The organism is Streptomyces sp. NPDC020917 (assembly GCF_044333795.1).
In the GTDB taxonomy this organism is placed as follows: Bacteria; Actinomycetota; Actinomycetes; order Streptomycetales; family Streptomycetaceae; genus Actinacidiphila.
The window spans coordinates 457198-476185 of record NZ_JBIRRR010000002.1 but is presented as its reverse complement, the minus strand read 5'-3'; the positions used below and the strand labels follow the sequence as shown (position 1 = coordinate 476185).

The 18988-nt window shown below is 74.0% G+C and carries 14 protein-coding genes and 2 pseudogenes; 10 read left to right on the top strand and 6 right to left on the bottom strand.

All coding sequences use genetic code 11. The features are described from left to right. Positions 1-16 precede the first annotated feature (16 nt). The gene (locus tag ACH4TG_RS06160; RefSeq protein ID WP_398240956.1) at positions 17-853 is read right to left on the bottom strand and encodes a helix-turn-helix transcriptional regulator; all 837 of its coding nucleotides are present in this window, start codon (positions 851-853) and stop codon (positions 17-19) included. A gap of 112 nt (positions 854-965) precedes the next feature. Between ACH4TG_RS06160 and ACH4TG_RS06155 the strand changes: the two genes are divergently transcribed. After that, complete coding sequence (locus tag ACH4TG_RS06155) at positions 966-1571, top strand: NADPH-dependent FMN reductase (RefSeq protein ID WP_398240955.1); 606 nt, start codon at positions 966-968, stop codon at positions 1569-1571. A 10-nt stretch (positions 1572-1581) separates the two neighbouring features. Here ACH4TG_RS06155 and ACH4TG_RS06150 read toward each other — a convergent pair whose 3' ends face one another. Continuing rightward, positions 1582-3105, bottom strand: a complete 1524-nt coding sequence (locus ACH4TG_RS06150) for a flavin monoamine oxidase family protein (protein WP_398241195.1) — start codon at positions 3103-3105, stop codon at positions 1582-1584. Between the two features lie 358 nt (positions 3106-3463). Here ACH4TG_RS06150 and ACH4TG_RS06145 point away from each other — a divergent pair, with 358 nt between their 5' ends. The 5 genes from ACH4TG_RS06145 (at position 3464) to ACH4TG_RS06125 (ending at position 8264) form a co-directional block, all read left to right on the top strand. Beyond that, positions 3464-4468: a metal ABC transporter solute-binding protein, Zn/Mn family gene (locus ACH4TG_RS06145; RefSeq protein WP_398240954.1), complete on the top strand. Its 1005-nt coding sequence runs from the start codon at positions 3464-3466 to the stop codon at positions 4466-4468. Between the two features lie 56 nt (positions 4469-4524). Further along, positions 4525-5535, top strand: a complete 1011-nt coding sequence (locus tag ACH4TG_RS06140; protein WP_398241194.1) for a metal ABC transporter ATP-binding protein — start codon at positions 4525-4527, stop codon at positions 5533-5535. After that, positions 5532-6446 carry a metal ABC transporter permease gene (locus tag ACH4TG_RS06135; RefSeq protein WP_398240953.1) on the top strand — a complete coding sequence of 305 codons (915 nt, stop codon included), beginning with the start codon at positions 5532-5534 and terminating at the stop codon, positions 6444-6446. Before ACH4TG_RS06140 ends, ACH4TG_RS06135 begins: the two co-directional genes overlap by 4 nt. Beyond that, entirely contained in the window at positions 6443-7354 is a 912-nt protein-coding gene (locus tag ACH4TG_RS06130) for a metal ABC transporter permease (protein WP_398240952.1), read from the top strand. The genes ACH4TG_RS06135 and ACH4TG_RS06130 overlap by 4 nt, the downstream gene beginning before the upstream one ends. Positions 7355-7463: 109 nt before the next feature. Beyond that, positions 7464-8264 carry a polysaccharide deacetylase family protein gene (locus ACH4TG_RS06125; RefSeq protein ID WP_398240951.1) on the top strand — a complete coding sequence of 267 codons (801 nt, stop codon included), beginning with the start codon at positions 7464-7466 and terminating at the stop codon, positions 8262-8264. 724 nt (positions 8265-8988) lie between these two features. Here the strand turns inward: ACH4TG_RS06125 and ACH4TG_RS06120 are convergent. The 4 genes and pseudogenes from ACH4TG_RS06120 to ACH4TG_RS06105 form a co-directional block, all read right to left on the bottom strand. After that, positions 8989-10317, bottom strand: a complete 1329-nt coding sequence (locus tag ACH4TG_RS06120) for a hypothetical protein (protein ID WP_398240950.1) — start codon at positions 10315-10317, stop codon at positions 8989-8991. Then, positions 10307-12190, bottom strand: a complete 1884-nt coding sequence (locus ACH4TG_RS06115; RefSeq protein WP_398240949.1) for a hypothetical protein — start codon at positions 12188-12190, stop codon at positions 10307-10309. Before ACH4TG_RS06115 ends, ACH4TG_RS06120 begins: the two co-directional genes overlap by 11 nt. Before the next feature lie 186 nt (positions 12191-12376). Then, a pseudogene (locus ACH4TG_RS06110) lies at positions 12377-13513 on the bottom strand (SpoIIE family protein phosphatase); the annotation flags it as partial. A gap of 246 nt (positions 13514-13759) precedes the next feature. Next, positions 13760-14284 (bottom strand): annotated as a pseudogene (locus ACH4TG_RS06105) (ATP-binding cassette domain-containing protein); the annotation flags it as partial. Positions 14285-14474: 190 nt separating this feature from the next. Between ACH4TG_RS06105 and ACH4TG_RS06100 the strand changes: the two are divergent. The 4 genes from ACH4TG_RS06100 (at position 14475) to ACH4TG_RS06085 (ending at position 18936) form a co-directional block, all read left to right on the top strand. Then, positions 14475-15569 (top strand): alpha/beta hydrolase, encoded by a 1095-nt coding sequence (locus tag ACH4TG_RS06100; protein WP_398240948.1) that lies wholly within the window; start codon positions 14475-14477, stop codon positions 15567-15569. A 422-nt stretch (positions 15570-15991) separates the two neighbouring features. Beyond that, positions 15992-17710 carry an FG-GAP repeat domain-containing protein gene (locus ACH4TG_RS06095; protein WP_398240947.1) on the top strand — a complete coding sequence of 573 codons (1719 nt, stop codon included), beginning with the start codon at positions 15992-15994 and terminating at the stop codon, positions 17708-17710. Positions 17711-17789: 79 nt separating this feature from the next. Next, a complete protein-coding gene (locus ACH4TG_RS06090; RefSeq protein WP_398240946.1) occupies positions 17790-18530 on the top strand; it encodes a DUF72 domain-containing protein in 741 nt (246 codons plus the stop codon). A gap of 58 nt (positions 18531-18588) precedes the next feature. Next, a complete protein-coding gene (locus ACH4TG_RS06085) occupies positions 18589-18936 on the top strand; it encodes an MmcQ/YjbR family DNA-binding protein (protein ID WP_398240945.1) in 348 nt (115 codons plus the stop codon). Positions 18937-18988: the final 52 nt, after the last annotated feature.

Below are 18988 nucleotides of genomic sequence, written 5' to 3'. Positions count from 1 at the left end.
CTGTGGAGAGGCGCGCCTAGGAGATGGCGCGCAGGCGGCCGTGCCCGGGGCGGCGGAGCTGTTCGACGGCCTGGACGCTGGCCTCGTCCGCGGGCAGGAAGACGACCAGTTGCTGGGCGTCGCCAGGGAGTTCGAGGGTCTCGCGGCGCAGCCTCAGGTCGCTGCCGGAGGGGTGCCGCAGCCGGAGGACGCCGCGCTGCGGTACGACGTGGCTGTGCAGGCGGCGGGTGAAGTCGGGGCCCGCGACGGGCGCGAGCTCCGCGGTGAACCACTCGCTGTTCTCCACCGACGGCCCGAGCCACAGGTCGAAGGCCAGCTCGTCCGCGACCGCGTCCCAGTCGGCGAAGAACGCCCGGGCGCGCGGGTCGGTGAAGACGAAGCGGGTGAGGTTGGGCGAGCCGGCGTCGAGCAGCCCGGTCCCGCCGGCGACCGCCTCGAAGCCGCCGGTGTACGCGAGGACGTCGCCGAGCCGGTTGGTCACCAGCGCGATGCCCGGTTCGAGCAGGCGCAGGGTCTCCAGGACGGACGGGCGCACGGTGTGGCGCGGCGGCGCGGGCCGCGCGTGGACGACGCACTCGCCGCCGCTGATCTTGGCGAGGTAGCGCAGGTGCTCGCGCTCGACGCCGTCGAGGCTGAGCCCGTCGGCGAGCGCGTGCACCACCGCGACCGACGGGCGGCGGTCGCGGCCCTGCTCGATGCGGGTGAGGTACTCCACGCTGATGCCCGCGCGGGCGGCCAGGTCCTGCCGGCGCAGGCCCGGCGACCGGCGGCGCCCGCGCTCCGGCAGCCCCAGCGTCTCCGGCTGGATGCTGTCGCGCTTGGCCCGGATGAAGTCCCCCAGCGGCGTGCCCATGCGTCCGAGCGTAGGCCGCCCCGCGCCCGTCCGGCAGCGCTCAGGCTGGCCCTGGCAGGGCCAGCCTCGAGCCGGTCTGGCTACGCCCGCGGGACCGCCCGATCGTGGAGGCATGGACACCATCACCACCACCCGCCACAAGCTCGTGATCCTCCTCGGCAGCGTCAGGGAGGGCCGGTTCGGCCCCGTCGTCGGCACGTGGGTCACCGAACAGGCGCGGCTGCACGGCTACTTCGATGTCGAGGTGGTCGATCTGGCCGACCTCGACGTGCCGTTGTCGCTGCCCGCCGCCTCGCCGAAGCACGCGGGCGACGGCTACCCGCGGCCCGAGGCGATGGCGGCGCTGACCGCGGCGCTGGAGGGCGCGGACGCGTTCGTCGTCGTCACGCCGGAGTACAACCACAGCTACCCGGCGTCCCTGAAGGCCGCCATCGACTGGCACTTCACCCAGTGGGCGGCCAAGCCCGTCGCGTTCGTCAGCTACGGCGGCGCAGCCGGCGGCCGGCACGCCGTGCTGCACCTGGAGAACGTGCTCACCGAGCTGCACGCGGTGACCATCCGCGAGGGCCTGGCCTTCCCGAACTACTTCACCTCCTGGCAGGACGGCCGCCCGCTCGACGCGAACGCCGCCGGGTACGCCAAGACCATGCTGGAGCTGCTGGCCTGGTGGTCCGCCGCGCTCCGCACGGCCCGCGACACCACCCCCTACCCGGGCTGAGCCGCCGGCCTCAGGCCAGGACGCGGCGGTGGAGGGCCGTCACCGCGCTCCTGGCGGAGGTGAACGCGCCGTGCTGCCAGGCGTCCATGTAGCTGAGCCAGTCGCCGGCGAAGTACACGCGGCCGGACGGCTCGGTGAGCGGCTTGTACCGCGGGGCGTCGGGGCCGCCGGGCGTGCTGTGCCAGGCGGCCTCCTGGTACGGGAACTGCCGCCAGTGGTGGGAGAACGACGACACCAACTCGCTGCGGTACTTCTCGCCGTAGATCTTCACCCCGGCCGCCACCGCCCGCTCCTCGCGGGCCCGCGGGGTGAGCGCGGCGTAGGAGTCGGCTCTGGAACCGGTGTTGTAGTAGCCGATGACGACGCCGCGCCGCCCGTGGAAGCCGTAGGACGGGTGCCAGATGTGGGTCACGTCCAGGTCGGTCTCGGTGATGCCGCCGTAGATCCGGTGGTCGGTCTCCCACCACCGCGAGCCGTACTCCAGGCCGATCTTGCCCGCCGAGGACGGGGTGATCGCCTCCAGCGCGGACTGCACGCCGGGCCCGAGGTTGTGCGGCACCTTGGCGAGGATGTTGGGCGGCATGGCGGCGACGCAGAAGTCGGCGTCGACGGTCCTGGTGCGGCCCGCCTGGGTGTACGTGACGGTGACGCCGTCGCCGGTGTCGGTGACCCGGGTGACCGCGCAGCCGATCCGGATCCGCTGCTGCCCGACGGCCTGCGCCAGGGCGTGCGGTATCCGGTCCATGCCGCCGACCGGCTGGAACATCAGCATCGCCTGGTCGAACTCGAACTCGAAGGCGAAGTAGCGGCCGACGCCGGTGGCGAAGACCTCCGACACGGAGGGCACGCCGCCGGCCACCACGCCCGGCGTGCCGGCGGCGGCCGGCCACACGGAGTAGCCCCGGCGGGTGCTGCCGGTGTAGTCGAAGGTGTCGCCGAGGTCGCCGTAGTCCTTCAGGAACTCCATCAGCCGCTCGCGGTCGGCGGCGGTCAACTCCGCGTCCAGGGCGCCCTGGTCGGCGGCCTTGGCGAGCAACTCGGTGACGTAGCCGAACATGTCGGCCTTGGCGGCGCGGTAGCGCATCGGCGCGGTCATGCCCGCGGCCTCGTTGTACAGGTAGGCGTCCGCGTTGACGTTGGTGAACACCTCGATGGGCACGCCGAGTTCGCGGCAGTAGTCGAGGGTGACCATCCACTGGGCGATACGGGCCGGCCCGGCGTTCATGTACTGGCCGTCGGAGAAGCGGGCGGTCTGGCGGTTGCCGTAGAGGTCGGTGGTGGTGTCGCCGCCGCGCACCGTGAAGTTGCGGCCGCCGGGCCGGTCGCGGGCCTCCAGGACCGTGCAGTCGTAGCCCGCCTTGCCGAGTTCGTAGGCGGTGGTCAGTCCGGCGATGCCGCCGCCGAGCACGACCACCTTGGCGGCGGCGCGTCCGGTCAGGGTGAAGTCGCCGGTCCGGGGCGCCCGGTAGGGGGCGCCGCGGGTGGCCGCCTCCGCGGTGGGCGTCAGACCGAGCGCGCCCATGGTGGCGAGCATGGCGCCGGCGCCACCTGTGGCACCGACGGCGCGCAGGAAGTCGCGGCGATTGAACCGGGTCATCTGTCGTGTCCCCTTTCGCTGCTGGCGGAGGGGACTCTGGCAGCGCGGCGTTACGCCCCGTGCGGCGCCGCGTGTCCCCCACGTAAGCGCAACCTCTCCCCGTCCCGTGCTCCGCACGTCACCCGCGTGTCCGGCCGGGTCCCGGGGCCGCCCGCCGAAACCGCCGGTGAGGGCCCGCTGGTCACAAGATGGCAATGATTTTCATCATTTTCCGGCCGACCATGGTTGTGAAAGTCATTTTCATCTACGGTGAGGAGGTCAGCACCGCCCAGTCCGGTCAGGAGAGCACCCCGTCATGAAGGCAGCACCACTGCGTCGCCCCCTCCGCCGGAGGCGGTCCGCGCCGGTCACGGCGTCCCGGTTGGCCCTCGGCGGGGCCGCCGTGGTCGCCGCACTCACCGTCGCGGCCTGCTCCACCGGCTCCCCCTCCGGGGCGGCCGACCCGGCGGCCGGCGGCAAGGCCGACGCGAAGGGGGGCGGCCGGACGATCCAGGTGGTGGCCGCGGAGAACTTCTGGGGCAGCATCGCCAGCCAGCTCGGCGGCAGCCACGTCCACGTGACCAGCATCATCGACAACCCCGACGCCGACCCGCACGACTACGAGCCCACGGCGGCCGACGCCCGGTCGGTGGCGGGCGCGCAGTACACGATCGTCAACGGCATCGGCTACGACGCCTGGGCGGACAAGCTGCTGTCGGCCACGCCCGGCTCCGGCCGGACCGACCTGAAGGTCGGCGACCTGGTCGGCATCAAGCCCGGCGGCAACCCGCACCGCTGGTACTCGCCCTCCGACGTGCACGCCGTCATCGACCGGATCTCCGCGGACTACAAGAAGATCGACCCGGCGGACGCGGCCGACTTCGACCGGCTCAAGACGGCGTTCGAGACGCAGACCCTCGCCCCGTACGACCACGCCGTCGCCGGGATCAAGGCGACGTACGCCGGCACCCCCATCGGCGCCTCGGAGTCCATCGTCAGCCCGCTCGCCGAGGGCCTGGGCCTGAAGATGCTCACCCCCGCAGGCTTCCTGAACGCGATCAGCGAGGGCAGCGACCCGACCGCGCACGACAAGGCGCTGATCGACCGGCAGATCACGGGCAGGCAGATCAAGGTCTACGTCTACAACAGCCAGAACGCGACGCCGGACGTCCAGCAGCAGGTCAAGGCGGCCAAGGCCGCAGGCATCCCGGTGGCCACCGTCACCGAGACCCTCACCCCGGCCGGGGCGTCGTTCCAGGACTGGCAGGTCCGCCAGCTCCAGGGCATCCAGCAGGCCCTGGCGAAGGCCGCGGGCAAGTGACCGCCGGACCCGCCGGGCCCCGGGCAGCCGGCGCCACCGGGACGACCGTCCCGGTGGTGTCCCTGCGCGGCGCGTCGGTACGCGTCGGCGGCCGCACCCTGTGGTCCGGCGTCGACCTCGACGTCGGCACCGCGCGCGGCACCGGGAGCACCGGCACCGGCACCGGCCACTCCGGCAGCGCGGGCCACGACGGCCTGGCCCGGGGCGAGTTCGTCGCCGTGCTCGGCCCGAACGGCGTCGGCAAGTCCACGCTGCTCAAGGTCCTGCTGGGTGTGCTGCCGCCCGCCGGCGGCCAGGTGCGGGTGCTGGGCGCCGCGCCGGGCAAGGCGGGCGACCGCGTCGGCTACCTGCCGCAGCGCCGCAGCTTCGACGCGTCGCTGCGGCTGCGCGGCGTGGACGTCGTCCGGCTCGGCTGGGACGGCGACCGCTGGGGCGTGCCGCTGCCGTTCTCGGCCGGCCGGCGGGCGGCCGCCCGCCGGATCGCCGAGGTGGTGGAGCTGGTCGGGGCCGGCGCCTACGCGCACCGGCCGATCGGGCAGCTGTCGGGAGGCGAGCAGCAGCGGCTGCTGATCGCCCAGGCACTGGTCCGCCGGCCCGAACTGCTGCTGCTGGACGAGCCGCTGGACAGCCTCGACCTGCCCAACCAGGCCGCGGTCGCCGCGCTGATCGGCCGGATCTGCCGCGAGGAGGGCGTGACCGTGATGATGGTCGCGCACGACGTGAACCCGATCCTGTCGCGGCTGGACCGGGTGGTCTACCTCGCGGAGGGCGGAGCGGTCAGCGGCACGCCCGCCGAGGTGATCACCTCCGGGACGCTGACCCGCCTGTACCGCACGCCGATCGAGGTGCTGCGCACGTCGGACGGCCGGCTGGTCGTCGTCGGCCAGCCCGAGGCGCCCGCGCACCACAGCGACCGCCACGCGGGACCGCCCGCGCCCCGCGCCGCCGAGGGAACGTCCGGCCCGTCCGGGGACCGGGTGGCCGAAGGGCCCGGGGCCGAAGCGGCCGAACCGCACGGGGACCCCGCGGCCGGCCGGCCCGCCACGCCCGCGGGCGGCCGGACATGACCGCGCTGGCCGCCGTATACGGGCAGTGGTCCTGGAATCCGGTGACCGACCTGCGCGAGATGTGGGCGTTCCCGTTCATGCTGAACGCCTTCCGGGCCGGCACGATCACCGCGGTCGCGTCCGCGGTGATGGGCTGGTTCATGGTGCTGCGGCGGCAGAGCTTCGCCGGGCACACGCTGGCGGTCGTCGGCTTCCCCGGCGCGGCCGGCGCCGTGCTGGTCGGCGCGTCCGCGGCCTACGGCTACTTCGTGTTCTGCGTGGCCGCCGCGCTGGTGATCGCGGCGGTGCCGCGGGCCGGCCGGGACGCGGGCGGCCAGGAGGCGGCGCTGACCGGCACCGTGCAGGCGTTCCTGCTGGCCTGCGGCTTCCTGTTCACCGCCCTGTACAAGGGCCTGCTCGGCGGGGTGACCGCCATGCTCTTCGGCAGCTTCCTCGGCATCACCACCACCCAGGTGTGGGTGCTGCTCGCGGTGGCCGCCGCCGTGCTGGTGCTGCTCGCCGCGATCGGCCGGCCGCTGCTGTTCGCCTCCGTCGACCCGGACGTCGCCGCGGCCCGCGGCGTGCCGGTCCGGCTGCTGTCGACGGCGTTCCTGGTGCTGCTGGGCGCGGCCGCCGCGGAGACCAGCCAGATCACCGGCACGCTGCTCGTCTTCGCCCTGCTGGTGATGCCCGCCGCCACCGCCCAGGCGCTGACCGCGCGGCCGGGGCCGAGCCTGGCGCTGTCCGTGCTGATCGCGGTCGCCGTGACGTGGCTCGGGCTCACCACCGCGTACTACTCCGACTATCCGCTCGGGTTCTTCGTGACGACCTATGCCTTCGCCGCCTACGTGCTGGCCCGCCTCGGCCGGCTGGCCGCGGACCGGCTGCCGCGCCCCGCCCCGGCCCGCGTGCCGGCCGGAGGTGCGGCATGACGTACGCCATGACGCACGCGATGACGCAGCCGCTGGCGGCGGTCCCGGCCGCGGGACCGCACCTGACGGTGCTGGCCGGCGCGCTCGGCCACCCGTTCTTCCAGCACGCGCTGCTCGCCGGCACGGCGATCGCCGCCGCGGCCGGGCTGACCGGCTACTTCCTGGTGCTGCGCGCCCAGGTGTTCGTCGGGGACGCGCTCAGCCACGTGGCGTTCACCGGCGCCCTGGCCGCCCTGGCGATGGGCGTCGACCTGCGGATCGGGCTGTACGCGGCGGCCATCGCCGTCGCGCTGCTGCTCGGCTCCCTGGGGCGCCGCGGACGCGCCGACGACGTGGCCATCGGCAGCGTCTTCTCCTGGATCGTCGGCCTGGGCGTGTTCTTCCTGACCCTGTACACCACCTCCCACAGCGCCGGGAACGGCAGCGCAGGGGTGAGCGTGCTGTTCGGCTCGATCTTCGGCCTGTCCGCGACCCAGGCGCTGACCTCGGCGCTGGTCGGCGCGGGCATCTGCGTCGCCGTGGTGGCCGTCGCGCGGCCGCTGCTGTTCGCCTCCCTCGACGAGGCGGTGGCCGCGGCCCGCGGGGTGCCGGTGCGGACGCTCGGCTTCGTCTTCCTGGCGCTGGTCGGCGCGTGCGCGGCGGAGGCCACGCAGGCGGTGGGATCGCTGCTGATCCTCGGGCTGCTGGCCGCGCCCGCCGGGGCCGCGCACCGGCTGACCGGCCGTCCGCTGCCGGGGCTCGCGCTGTCCGCGCTGCTCGCGGTCGCCGAGATGTGGACCGGGCTCGCCGTCAGCTACGCGGTGCCGCGGATGCCGCCCAGCTTCAGCATCCTGGCGGCGGCCACCGCCGTGTACGCCGCGACGTACGTCCCCCGCCTGCGGCGACGCCCCGCGGTGGTCCCGGCCTGACGGGTCCGGCGCCCCGGGGGAGGGCGGCCGGGGAGTACCTATACGCCCTGTGTATAGTTCCGGGCGGTCCGCGCGTGCGGGCCCGCGATCGACACAGGGGGATCCCCGCATGCGAAGCACGATCACGCCGGCCCGCGGGCTGGCGGCGCTCCTGACCACGGCCGCCCTCGGGCTGGGCCTGGGCGGCTGCAACGGCTACGACGCGACGGCGCCCGCCAGCGCGCGGCAGAACGCGACAGCCGCCGGCCGGGCGTCGTTCGCATCCGGCCCCGACGGCACGGTCGACTGCCGGAAGGCCAAGTGCGTGGCGCTCACCTTCGACGCCGGGCCGAGCGTGCGGACCCCGCAGATCCTGAGCATTCTCAGCAAGTACCACGTGCACGCCACGTTCTTCACGCTCGGCAAGAACCACGTGATGGTGCACCCCGAGATGGTGCGGCAGATGGCCGCGGACGGTCACGAGATAGAGACCCTCACCTGGTCGCACCAGATACTCACCAAGATCAGCAAGGCCGAGGTGCGCAAGGAGATCACGGAGGGCCGTGACGCGGTGGAGAAGGTGACCGGCGTCCGGCCCACTCTTCTGCGCCCGCCGCAGGGCCGCACGAGCAGCGCGGTGACCGCGATCGCGAAGGACCTCGGCATGGCCGAGGTCGAGTGGAGCGCGAACGGGGCGGACTACCGGACGACGGACCCGGCGTTGATCACTTCGCGGATACTGAAGCAGACGAAGCCGGACGGGATCATTCTGCTGCACGACTTGGTGGACCCCACCAATGAGGGATACAACGGCACGGTTGCGGCGATACCCGGGATCATCAGTGCGCTCCAGCAGCGCGGGTACACCTTTGTGACGGTGCGTCAGCTTTTGGCGCCGGGGGCGCCGCAGGCGGGCAAGGTCTACAAGTAACTCCCCCGCTCCGCCTGAGGTGCCCCGTGCGGCTTCCGGGGTGCCTCTCGCTGCGCGTGGCCGTCTGCGGGTCTCGTCGCGCCCCCGGCGTCCGGGGTGCCTCTCGCTGCGCGTGGCCGTCTGCGGGTCTCGTCCTGGCTGGTCGCGCAGTTCCCCGCGCCCCTTTCGGTGCACCTTCGGTGGGTGGGGTCAGGGCCGCCACGGGAGTATCTCCTCGGAACTGTGCGTGCGGCTCCCTCCGCGAAGTGGGCCGGGTGTGTGCACAGTTCCTGCGGGGACACTCCCGCACCGTCCCCTCCCAGGCCGGCCCCCGTCTGCGGGAAGCAATTGGGCGGGGGCCACCCATAGGGGCGCGGGGTCCCCCAGCGCTTCGCCTGGGAGGTGCCCCCAGCGCGACAAGCCACAACGGCGCGGCACCCGGCAGCGGCGGCCCGGGGGCTGCCCGGATTCCCGCCCCGGAGGGGCGATGCTCCAGGAGCGCGGGGAACTCCGCGCCCAGCCGCAACGCACGTCGCAGACGGCAAAGCACCCCCGGGGGCTGCCCGGTTGCCGCAGGGGCGCGGGGAACTGCGCGAACAGCCACAGCGGACCGTTCGGCGGCAACGCACCCCGAAGGGGCAGGACCAGCCCCGCAGGGGCGCGGGGAACTGCGCGAGCAGCCACAGCGGACCGCGGGACGGGGACGCACCCCCGGGGGGCTGCCGGGGAGGCGGGGCGGGTGGCCCTAGGCGGAGCCGGGGAAGCCGGGGAAGCCGCGGAGGATGCGGGGGACGAGGGCGTCGGGGTCGTCGGAAGGGGCCCCCTGGGAGGTGAGAGCGCCATAGCCCGTGGCGGCCCAGACACTTCGCTGCGGGGGGAGTTCGAAGTAGGGCACGCGGCGCCCGTCCGCGTCGACGTCCGTCAGGACCTCAGGCGCCCGATGCCCGCGCACCGCCTGCCCGCAGGCCCGGCACGCGGCGACGTGCAGCGTGTCCCGTCGCCCGAGCGGCCGCCAGTCCAGGCGCCGCGTGGCCCGGCCGTGCAGCGGATCGAAGAAGCACAGCGGCAGCGCGTCCTCGCGCCCCTCGTACGCGTCGCGGCCCTGCGCGACCAGCACAAGGACGCCGACGAGATCGGGGGTGCCGTCCGCGGCGTCGAGCACCTTGCCGGCGGCGGCGTACGCGTCCAGCGCCCGCCCCAGGCCGGGACGGCGCTCCGGGTCGGCGTCCTCGAGGAGTTCGCCGAGCGCGATGACCTCGGCGTCGGCCCGGCGCCGCAACGCGGCTGTGTCGGCGGCCTCCTCGGCGGCGAACACCGCCTCGGGGAAGGCGAACGGCGAGCCGGCGCCGCGCCGCGCGCCACGGCGCCGCCGCACCAGCCACAGCCCGCCGCCGGCGCACAGCACGACCGCGGCCACCACGCCGAGGACCACCGGAAGCGCGGAACTCCCGCCGTGCGCACTGCTCGTGGCACCCGCGGACGGGGAGGGCGCCGCCGGGGAGCCGTTGAGGTAGGCGGTCGCGTCCTTGTAGACGCGGTCGCCGTCGCCCTGCGCGATGAGGTCGACGGCCCGGCCGACCCGGGCGGCGAGCCCGGCGTCCTTCATGTCCTTCTGGAACTCGACCGCGGCGACCGCGTGGAACACCTGGTGCCGGTCGGCCGGCCATTCGGTGCCCTGGAGGGAGTCGTAGGACGGGTCCATCGTGATGAGGATCAACTCCCGCTGCCCGAGGCGCTCGTGCAGCACGTCGCCGAGCACCTGCGGGTCGCCGTCGAACGCGTCGCCCTTGGTCAGCGGCACCAGCGCCACCTTGATCGGCAGCTTGGTCCGCCCGATGCGGGCGGTCAGCCGGGACTGCTCGGCGGGGGGCACGGCGGCGGCGTAGGCGGGGTCGACGTAGACGGGCGAGCGGGCCAGCGCGTCAGCGATCCGCTGCCCGGCGGACGGGGCGGCGACGGCGGAGCCGGCCGCCGCGAACAGCGCGGCCAGCAGGATGCCGACCAGCGCGATGCCGCCCGCCGCCACGGAGCGGCGGCCCGGGCCGGTCGTGAACGGCCCTGCGTCACCGGACACTTGCGTACTCCTTCGTGGTGGCGACGAGCCGGGAAATCCCGTCGCGGGCGGCCGGCAGCGGTCCCGGCGCCTTCTCGTACGGCACCCGGCCGGAGCCGCGCGGGCCCGGCAGGGTCAGCCGGCGGGCGTCGAGCGCGGCCGAGCCGCGGCCGGGCCGGCAGGCGGCGCAGGCGTGGGCGCCGTCGACGGCCGGGCCGTGCAGCGGGTTCACCGCGCACAGGGTGCGGTAGGTGCGGCCGGCCAGGGCGGCCCGGCCGGCGCGGGCAAGGACGGTCGCGGCGGCGAGGTCGGCGGGTCCGGGCTGCGGGCCGTCGTGCCGGCCGGGCCCGCCGGTGAGCAGCATGGCCGCGTCCAGGCACTCCCAGGCGCGTTCCCGGCCCGGGGCGTCGTCCTGCGCGGCGGCCACCTCCTCTGCCAGCGCCTTGACTTCGCTGCCCGCGGTGCGGGACAGCCAGCCGGCCGTGGGGTGCGCGGGCGCCTCCTGCCCTTTCGCCGCCCGCCGCCGGCCGCGGGCGAACGCGCCCGCGGCGCCGGTGACGGCGGCGGTGATGCCGAGCAACAGCCCGGCGGCGAGGGCGCCCATGAACAGGCCGGGCCAGAAGTCCCCGTGGAACAGCGGCGGAAGGCGGTGGCCGGCGACCGGCTCCGGCGGATCGTCGGGCCCGTCGGGGGCCGGATCGGAGTGCGGCACCGTGCCGAGGTACGTCATCAGCTGGTCCAGCCGCTGGCCGAGGCGGTGGTCGACGGCCGGGTTGTCGTCGTGGTCGTAGGCGAGGGACATCGGCAGGTCCAGCGTCAGCCGGGCGGCGTCCACGGGGATCCCGAAGTCGTAGACGTGGACGTCGCCCCGGAGCGGATCGGCGATGACGTAGATGCCCTTCTGGTGCAGCCTGCGGTGCAGTCCGGCGGCGAACACGCTCTGGTCGCCGGCCGATTCGTCGTCGCTGAGCTGCGGCACCACCGCGATCTTCACCGGTCCGGGGGTGTACGCGGCGATCCTGCGGGCGAGTTCGGCCTGCTGTGAGGCGTCCAGCACCTGCGGGCTCTCGGGGTCGGAGTAGACCGCGGCGTGCTGGAGTCCGGCCGCCACCCGGTCCAGGCGGGTGGTCAAGTCGGCCTGCGTGGGCGCCTGCTGCGGGCCGTCGACCTTCTGGTCGAAGACCTGCGGCGCGCCCAGCAGCACGGTCGCCGCGAGCGCCGCGGCCGCCGCGCTCTCCGGCAGCCGCAGCCCCGTCCTGCTGCGCTTGCGCCGCACGTACAGGCCGATGAGCAGCACGCTCAGGGGGACGGAGGTCAGCAGGACGCCGGTGAGGAAGCCCTGGTTCTGGCGGTCGGTGCGGTCGATGTAGAAGGGCGCGACGTCCTTGCCGGTGTTGCCGTACTCCGCGCGCAGCTGGTCGGCGCGTGTGGCCGCGCGCTGCGGGCCCGAGGCGACGGCGTCGGTGAACGCCTGGAACGAGCGCAGGGCTCCCGCGTCGTAGGGCAGCGAGTACAGGGCGATGTCGGAGGCGTCGGTGGCGGGCGCCGAGACCCCGAAAGTCCGGGCGCTCTCCACGCCGTTCGGGCCGACGAGGACGTAGAGGCCGTCGCGGCCGAGCCGGTCGTGGACGGTACCGAGCAGCCCGTCCCAGGACTGCTGGGGCAGCACCAGCACAAACGTGGGGACGCCGGTGCGCCTGGCCGCGGCCGCGAAGGCCGGAGCCGTGGATCGCGGTACCTCGCGCGGGAGTTGGTCGGTGAGGTACACCGGGTCGGTGCGCAGGGCCGCGGCCAGCGCCTCCGCCTGGGACGGCTGCGCCGCCGCGGTTCCGGTGGCCGCGCCCCACGCCAGTGCCGCGGCGGCCACCGCGACACCCCATCTACGCCACGTCATGGCCCGCCTCCCCGTTAACCGGCGCCTGCCCGCAGACTATCGTCGCGTCCTCGCCGTCCGACCTCAACGCACGCGGCCCGCCGGCCGGGTCAAGGGAGGGTCAGGGACGCGCGCACGGCCGGGCGGACGAGTCCGGGCCGCGCGTACGGGCCGCGCATCCGGGCCGGGCGCGGTCCCGCGCTCGCCTCAGCGGCGGGCCGCGGGAAGCGTCTGCTCGATCCAGATGATCTTGCCCTCCGCGGTGTACCGGGTCCCCCACCGCTCGCCGAGCTGGGCGACCAGGAACAGCCCGCGGCCGCCCTCGTCGGTGGTCGCCGCGTACCGCAGGTGCGGGGCGGTGCTGCTGGCGTCGGCCACCTCGCAGATCAGGGTGCGGTCGAGCAGCAGCCGGACCCGGATCGGGCCCGCGGCGTGCCGGATCGCGTTCGTCACCAGCTCGCTCAGCACCAGTTCGGTGGTGAACTCCAGGCCCTCCAGGCCCCAGCGCCCCAGCTGCTCGGCGGCCCGGGTGCGCACCGCGGACACCGCCGCCGGGTCCTGCGGCACGTCCCACTGCGCGATGTGGTCGTCGGGCAGCGCCCGGGTGCGGGCGATCAGCAGCGCCACGTCGTCCTGCGGCACCGCGGGCAGCAGCGCGTCGCACACCGCGTCGCACGTCGCGTCGGGACCGCGGTCCGGGCCGGACAACGCGTACCGCAGCCGGTCCAGGCCGTCGTCGATGTCGCGGGTGCGGTCCTCGACCAGCCCGTCGGTGTACAGCACGATCCGGCAGCCCTCGGGCAGCTTCACCCCCACCGACTCGAAGGGCAGGCCGCCCAGGCCCAGCGGCGGCCCGGCGGGCACGTCGAGGAAGGTGGCGGTTCCGTCGGGCAGCACCAGGGCGGGCGGCAGGTGCCCGGCCCTGGCCAGGTCGCAGGTCCGGCTGACCGGGTCGTAGATCGCGTACAGGCAGGTCGCGCCGGCGATGGTGGCACCGCCGCCGGGCCCGGCCTCGTCCTTGTCGATCCGGGCCACCAGGTCGTCCAGGTGCGCGAGCAGGTCGTCGGGCGGCAGGTCGAGCATCGAGAAGTTGTGCACCGCGGTGCGCAGCCGTCCCATGGTCGCGGCGGCGTGCAGCCCGTGGCCGACGATGTCGCCGACGACCAGCGCGACGCGCGCGCCGGACAGCGGGATCACGTCGAACCAGTCGCCGCCCACGCCGGCCTGCGCGGGCAGGTAGCGGTAGCCGACGTCCAGGGCGTCCTGCTCGGGCAGCCCGTGGGGCAGCAGGCTCTGCTGCAGGGTGACGGCCATCCGCTGGTTGCCGGTGACGGCCGAGTCGATCTGCTCCTGGGTGGTGTAGCGGTTGTCGAAGTCGCCGGTGTTGCGGCCGACCCGCAGCACCGCGATCCGGTCGGCGACCGCGCGGACCTCCTCCATCTCGTGGCTGACGAAGACCACGCTCGTGCCCTCGTCGCGCAGCCGGCGTATCAGGTCCAGCACCATGTCGGCCTGGCGCGGCCCGAGGGCGGCGGTGGGCTCGTCCAGCACCACCAGCTCCGGCCGGCCGATCAGCGCCCGCACGATGGCCACGCCCTGCCGCTGCGCGCCGGACAGCGAGGCGACCGGCACCCGCAGGCTCGGGATCTGCACCGACAGCGCCTCCAGCATGGCGCGGGCGCGCTTCTCCATCCCGACCTCGTCGAGCATGCCGAACCGGCGCAGCTCGCGGTTGAGGTAGAGGTTGTCGACGGTGTCGAGGTTGTCGCACAGCGACAGGTGCTGGTGCACGGTGGCGATGCCGAGGCGCTGGGCGTCGAGCGGGCGGCGCGGGTCGGCGTCGCGGCCCCGCCAGGCGACGGTCCCCACGTCGGGCACGGTCACCCCGGAGATCACCTTGACCAGGGTGGACTTGCCCGCGCCGTTGCTGCCGACCAGGCCCACGACCTCGCCCTCGTGCACGTCGAGATCCACGTCACGGAGCGCCTGCACCGCCCCGAACCGCTTGCCGACACCGCGCACGGTGAGCAGCGGAACCTCGCTCACGGCACCACCTCCGCCCCTGCCGGCACGGTTCCGGTTACCGAGTCTGCCCGTCTGGCCGCTCCTGCGCATCGGGATGAACGGAAAGGAGTGACCTGCCACGACTGAACCATTCCCCCCGAACAGCCATCTAACGGATGGATGCGGAGGCCGCCGACCCGCGGACCGCGTCCGGAGCCGACCCGCGGCCGCACACCCGTGCCGTGCGGCGGGTCCGACTCGTTATCGAGCCGCCAGGCGGCCCGCGATCCCAGGGAGCGTCATGAGTCTCACCGGCAGCGCACTCTTCGTGCTGAGCATCCTCGTGGTGCCGGTGGTCATGGTGGGGATGCTCGTCGCCTGGAACCGGCTGCCGGGACCGCCGGCCGTGCGGCTCGCCGGCCGGCTCGGCATGGTCCTGGTCAGTCAAGCCGCCGCCGTGCTGGCCGTCCTCATCTGGGTGAACAACACCTACGGCCTCTACGAGTCGTGGAGCGACCTGATGGGCGACAACGGGCAGGTCCAGCTGAACGCGGCCGGCCCCGGCGGTCACGGCGCGCCGGCCGACCCGGCCGTCGAGAAGCAGGCGGTGTTCACCACGGGCCAGGACGGCGTGCTCAGGACCACCGCGATCGGCGCCCGCTCGCACATCACCGGCACCGTCCTGGTGTGGCTGCCCCCGCAGTACTCGCAGCCCGCGTACCGGCACACCCGCTTCCCGGTGGTCGAGCTGTTGCCCGGCTACCCCGGCAGCCCGGGCGCCTGGTTCGGCGCGATGGGCGTCGGGCGGGAGATGGCGGCGCTGATCGCCGGCCACCAGGTGTCGCCGATGATCCTGGTCGCGCCGAAGATGAACGTGCTGGGCCGGGTCGACCCGGGCTGCGCCGACCTGCCGCACGGCGCCATGACCTCCACCTGGCTCGGCACCGACGTGCCCGACCTGGTCAGGCAGCACTTCAGGGCGGAGGCGGGCGCCCGCCACTGGGCGACGATGGGCTACTCCGCCGGCGCCTACTGCGCGGTCAACACCGCCCTGCACCACCCGGGGACCTTCCACGCCGTGGTCAGCCTGTCCGGCTACAACGCGCCCGAGGCGTCGCTGGTGACCCGCGACCCGGCCCTGGCCCGCGCCAACAACCCTTACCTGGAGCTGCACAACGCCAAGCACCAGCCGAACGTGGTGCTGCTGATGGCCGGCAGCTACCAGGACAGCGACACGGTGTACGCGGCGAAGGCCCTGCTGAGCGCGCTGCACCACCAGGGCACGAGCCGCCTGCTGACGATCCGGCGCGGCGGCCACAACACCCAGGTGTGGCGGGCGATGCTCCCCACCGCCCTGGGCTGGCTCTCCCAGCAGGTCGCCGGCACCCACATCTGACCGGCCGGCGGCCCGCCGGGCCGGCCCTTCGGGCGCGGCCCGGGCCGCGCGAGGCCGGGAGTGCCGTCCGCCGTGCCCGTCCCCGTACCGGTTCGTGCTGCGTCATCGCCTTGCCCCTTTCCGGGCGATCGACCCGGCCGCCCCCTGGCTGGCGCGCGGCGGGTGCCCTCCGGCCACCCTTGCCGACCGGACGCGGGCGCGCCAGCGTCCACGCACGGAGAACTGACTGCACGTCAGAACGGGATATGCCCCTGCACTCTGCCGGAGGGCAGGTCTAGACTCACCTGGCCCGGGCCGAACACGTGCTCGCCCGGCCTCATGCTGCTGCGCTCATGACGCAGCGCAGTTCAGAATCCCGTGGGGGGATCATGTTTTCTCACTCTTCTTCGGCGCGCCCTGCTGCGCGCCGCCACGGCCGCCTGGTGGCGGCCTGCACGGCCGGTGTGCTGGCCGCCGGCGCCTTCGCGCTCGGCCCCGCCGGAACCGCTTTCGCGGACGGCGGCTCCGCGCCGCACAAGGTCCAGCTCTCCGCGCCGCAGAACACCACCCACCCGACGTCCACGCTGAAGAAGCACAAGAAGACGTCGTTCTCGACCGCGGCGGGCAGCGCGCTGACGACGCCGCGCTACGACTACGACGGCGACGGGTACAGCGACCTGGTGGTCCAGGAGCTGGACCACTCGGTCGCCGTCCTGAGCAGCGCCAAGATCACCCAGGGCCAGCAGGGCTACACCACGCTGGGCACCTCGAACGTCCTGTACCGGGACATCCTCATGCCCGGCAAGGTGTCGAGCGGCTCGGCGGGCGGCGAGGTGCTGGGGCTGACCCAGTCCGGCCACCTGAGCCTGTTCGCCTCCGCGGACGCCCTGGTGAACGGCTACGCGAACTGGACCGGCAACGGCTGGCAGATCTACAACCAGGTCGTGGCCGTCGGCGACATCGACGGCAACGGCTACGGCGACCTGCTCGCCCGCACGCCGTCCGGCGACCTGTACCTGTACAAGGGCACCGGGAACGGTTCCGCCCCGTTCTCCGGCCGGGTCCAGGTCGGCTACGGCTACGACATCTACGACCAGCTGATCGGCGCCGGTGACATCACCGGCACCGGCTACGAGACGCTGGTCGCCCGCGACCTCAACGGCGACCTGTGGATGTACAAGCTGGACGGCACCGCCGCCAAGCCGGTCGCCTCCCGGGTGAAGATCGGCTACGGCTGGAGCAGCTACAACCAGCTGATCGGCTGGGGCGACGACAACGGCTCCACCGGCCAGATCATGGGCCGTACCGCCGACGGCACCCTGTACTGGTACACCGGCACGGGTACGGGCACCGGCACCGGCACGCTCACCCCGCGCGAGCGCTTCGGCCCGGACTGGAACTCGCCGGTGGTCTCCGGCCAGGGCCACACCGCGGTGTGGGGCAAGAGCGACCTGATCGCCGTGAGCACCGGCGGGACGCTCTACTACTACTTCAGCTACAACACGGGCGTGTACAGCGCCCGCCAGCAGCTCGGCACCGGCTGGAAGGGCACCAAGCTGATCCTCCCGGTGGCCCTGACCGACAGCGGCGACGTCCCGCTGCTGGAGATCTACAACGGCCAGCTGTGGAACGACCAGGGCTCCGCGCCGGTCTACATCAGCTCCGGCTGGGGCGGCTACAACAAGGTGTTCGGCCCCGGCGACCTGAACAACGACGGCCGCTCCGACCTGCTCGCCCGCGACACCAGCGGGGTGCTGTGGCTGCTGACCGGCCGCGGCGACAACTCGTTCTACAACCGCGTCAAGGTCGGTCCCGGCTGGGGCCAGTACAACCAGCTGACCGGCGCCGGCGACATCAACGGTGACGGCTACGCCGACATCGTGGCCCGCGCCGGCAACGGCCACCTGTACCTGTACCTGGGCACCGGCAACAGCAAGGCGCCGTTCAAGTCCCGCATCGACATCGGCGGCGGCTGGAACAGCTACACCAAGCTCGCCTCGTCGGGCGACATGGACGGCGACGGGCGCGCGGACCTGGTGGCCGTGACCCCGGGCGGCCAGCTCTACCGGTACAGCGGCACCGGCCACATCGGCACCAAGACGTTCAAGCCGAAGGCGAAGATCGGCACGGCGGGCTGGAACTCCTACGCCGCCCTGTACTGATCCTTCGGCCGGCCCCGCTGTGGGCCGTCCGATCCACGTGCCCGGTACGCCTCCCCGCGTACCGGGCACGTATCGCGTCATGCCCCTGCTCATCGGAACCTCCGGGTGGCAGTACCGGGACTGGCGCGGCGGGCTCTACCCGCAGCACCTGCCGCAGCGGCTGTGGCTGGAGGAGTACGCGGCCCACTTCGCCACCGTCGAGAACAACAACGCCTTCTACCGGCTGCCGACCGCCGAGACGTTCGCCGACTGGCGGCGGCGCACGCCCGACGGATTCGTGATGGCGGTCAAGGCCAGCCGCTACCTCACGCACATCAAGCGGCTGCGCACGCCGGAGGAACCGGTGCACCGGCTGATGGAGCACGCCGCCGCCCTCGGCGACCGGCTCGGCCCGGTGCTGCTCCAGCTGCCGCCGAATCTGAAGGCCGATCCCGGCACCCTCGACGCGTGCCTGCGCTGCTTCCCGCGCACCGTGCGGGTGGCCGTCGAGCCCCGGCACCCCTCGTGGTGGCAGCGCGAGCGCGAACTGCGCGCGGTACTGGAGCGCCGGGACAGCGCGCTGTGCTGGGCCGACCGGGACTCGCGCCCGGTGGCACCGCTGTGGCGCACCGCGTCCTGGGGCTATCTGCGCTTCCACGGCGGCCGCGCCACGCCGGCCCCCCGCTACGGCCGTACCGCGCTGCACTCCTGGGCCGAGCGGGTGCGGGAGGCGTGGCCCGACGAGGACGACGACGTCTACGCGTACTTCAACAACGACACCGGCGGCGCCGCCGTCACCGACGCCCGGGCCTTCGGGCGTCAGACCCTCCTGCGACGATGAGGGAGCTACAGCGCCGGGTCCCGCCGGCCCCGCCCCGACACCCGAAGGCCGGCCATTGATGCTCGATGCCGAGGACGTCCGCCGCATCGCCCTGTCCTTCCCCGCGACGGTGGAGAAGGAGCTGTGGAACCACCCCACGTTCCACGTCGCGGGCCGGATGTTCGTCACCGTCCCGGACGACGGCACGTCGTTCGCGGTCCGCTGCCCGCGGCACGAGCGCGCCGAGCTGATCGCCGCGGAACCCGGCAAGTTCTGGGTCCCGCCGCACGAGGCCCACTCCTCGTGGGTCCGCGCCCGCCTCGCCGCCCTCGACGACGAGGCGGAGCTGCACGACATCCTCCTCGACTCCTGGCGGCAGGCCGCCCCCGCGGACCTCGCGGACACCTTTCCCCCGCCGGCGTCCTGACCGGCCGATGACCGGCCCGATGATCGGCCGATGACCGGCCGGGTCGTCCGGA

Excerpts from the sequence above, each read along its gene's own strand:
- ACH4TG_RS06160 (WP_398240956.1), bottom strand. The coding sequence starts at position 853 with ATGGGCACGCCGCTGGGGGACTTCATCCGGGCCAAGCGCGACAGCATC.
- ACH4TG_RS06155 (WP_398240955.1), top strand. The coding sequence starts at position 966 with ATGGACACCATCACCACCACCCGCCACAAGCTCGTGATCCTCCTCGGC.
- ACH4TG_RS06150 (WP_398241195.1), bottom strand. The coding sequence starts at position 3,105 with ATGCTCGCCACCATGGGCGCGCTCGGTCTGACGCCCACCGCGGAGGCG.
- ACH4TG_RS06145 (WP_398240954.1), top strand. The coding sequence starts at position 3,464 with ATGAAGGCAGCACCACTGCGTCGCCCCCTCCGCCGGAGGCGGTCCGCG.
- ACH4TG_RS06135 (WP_398240953.1), top strand. The coding sequence starts at position 5,532 with ATGACCGCGCTGGCCGCCGTATACGGGCAGTGGTCCTGGAATCCGGTG.
- ACH4TG_RS06130 (WP_398240952.1), top strand. The coding sequence starts at position 6,443 with ATGACGTACGCCATGACGCACGCGATGACGCAGCCGCTGGCGGCGGTC.
- ACH4TG_RS06125 (WP_398240951.1), top strand. The coding sequence starts at position 7,464 with ATGCGAAGCACGATCACGCCGGCCCGCGGGCTGGCGGCGCTCCTGACC.
- ACH4TG_RS06115 (WP_398240949.1), bottom strand. The coding sequence starts at position 12,190 with ATGACGTGGCGTAGATGGGGTGTCGCGGTGGCCGCCGCGGCACTGGCG.
- ACH4TG_RS06100 (WP_398240948.1), top strand. The coding sequence starts at position 14,475 with ATGAGTCTCACCGGCAGCGCACTCTTCGTGCTGAGCATCCTCGTGGTG.
- ACH4TG_RS06090 (WP_398240946.1), top strand. The coding sequence starts at position 17,790 with ATGCCCCTGCTCATCGGAACCTCCGGGTGGCAGTACCGGGACTGGCGC.
- ACH4TG_RS06085 (WP_398240945.1), top strand. The coding sequence starts at position 18,589 with ATGCTCGATGCCGAGGACGTCCGCCGCATCGCCCTGTCCTTCCCCGCG.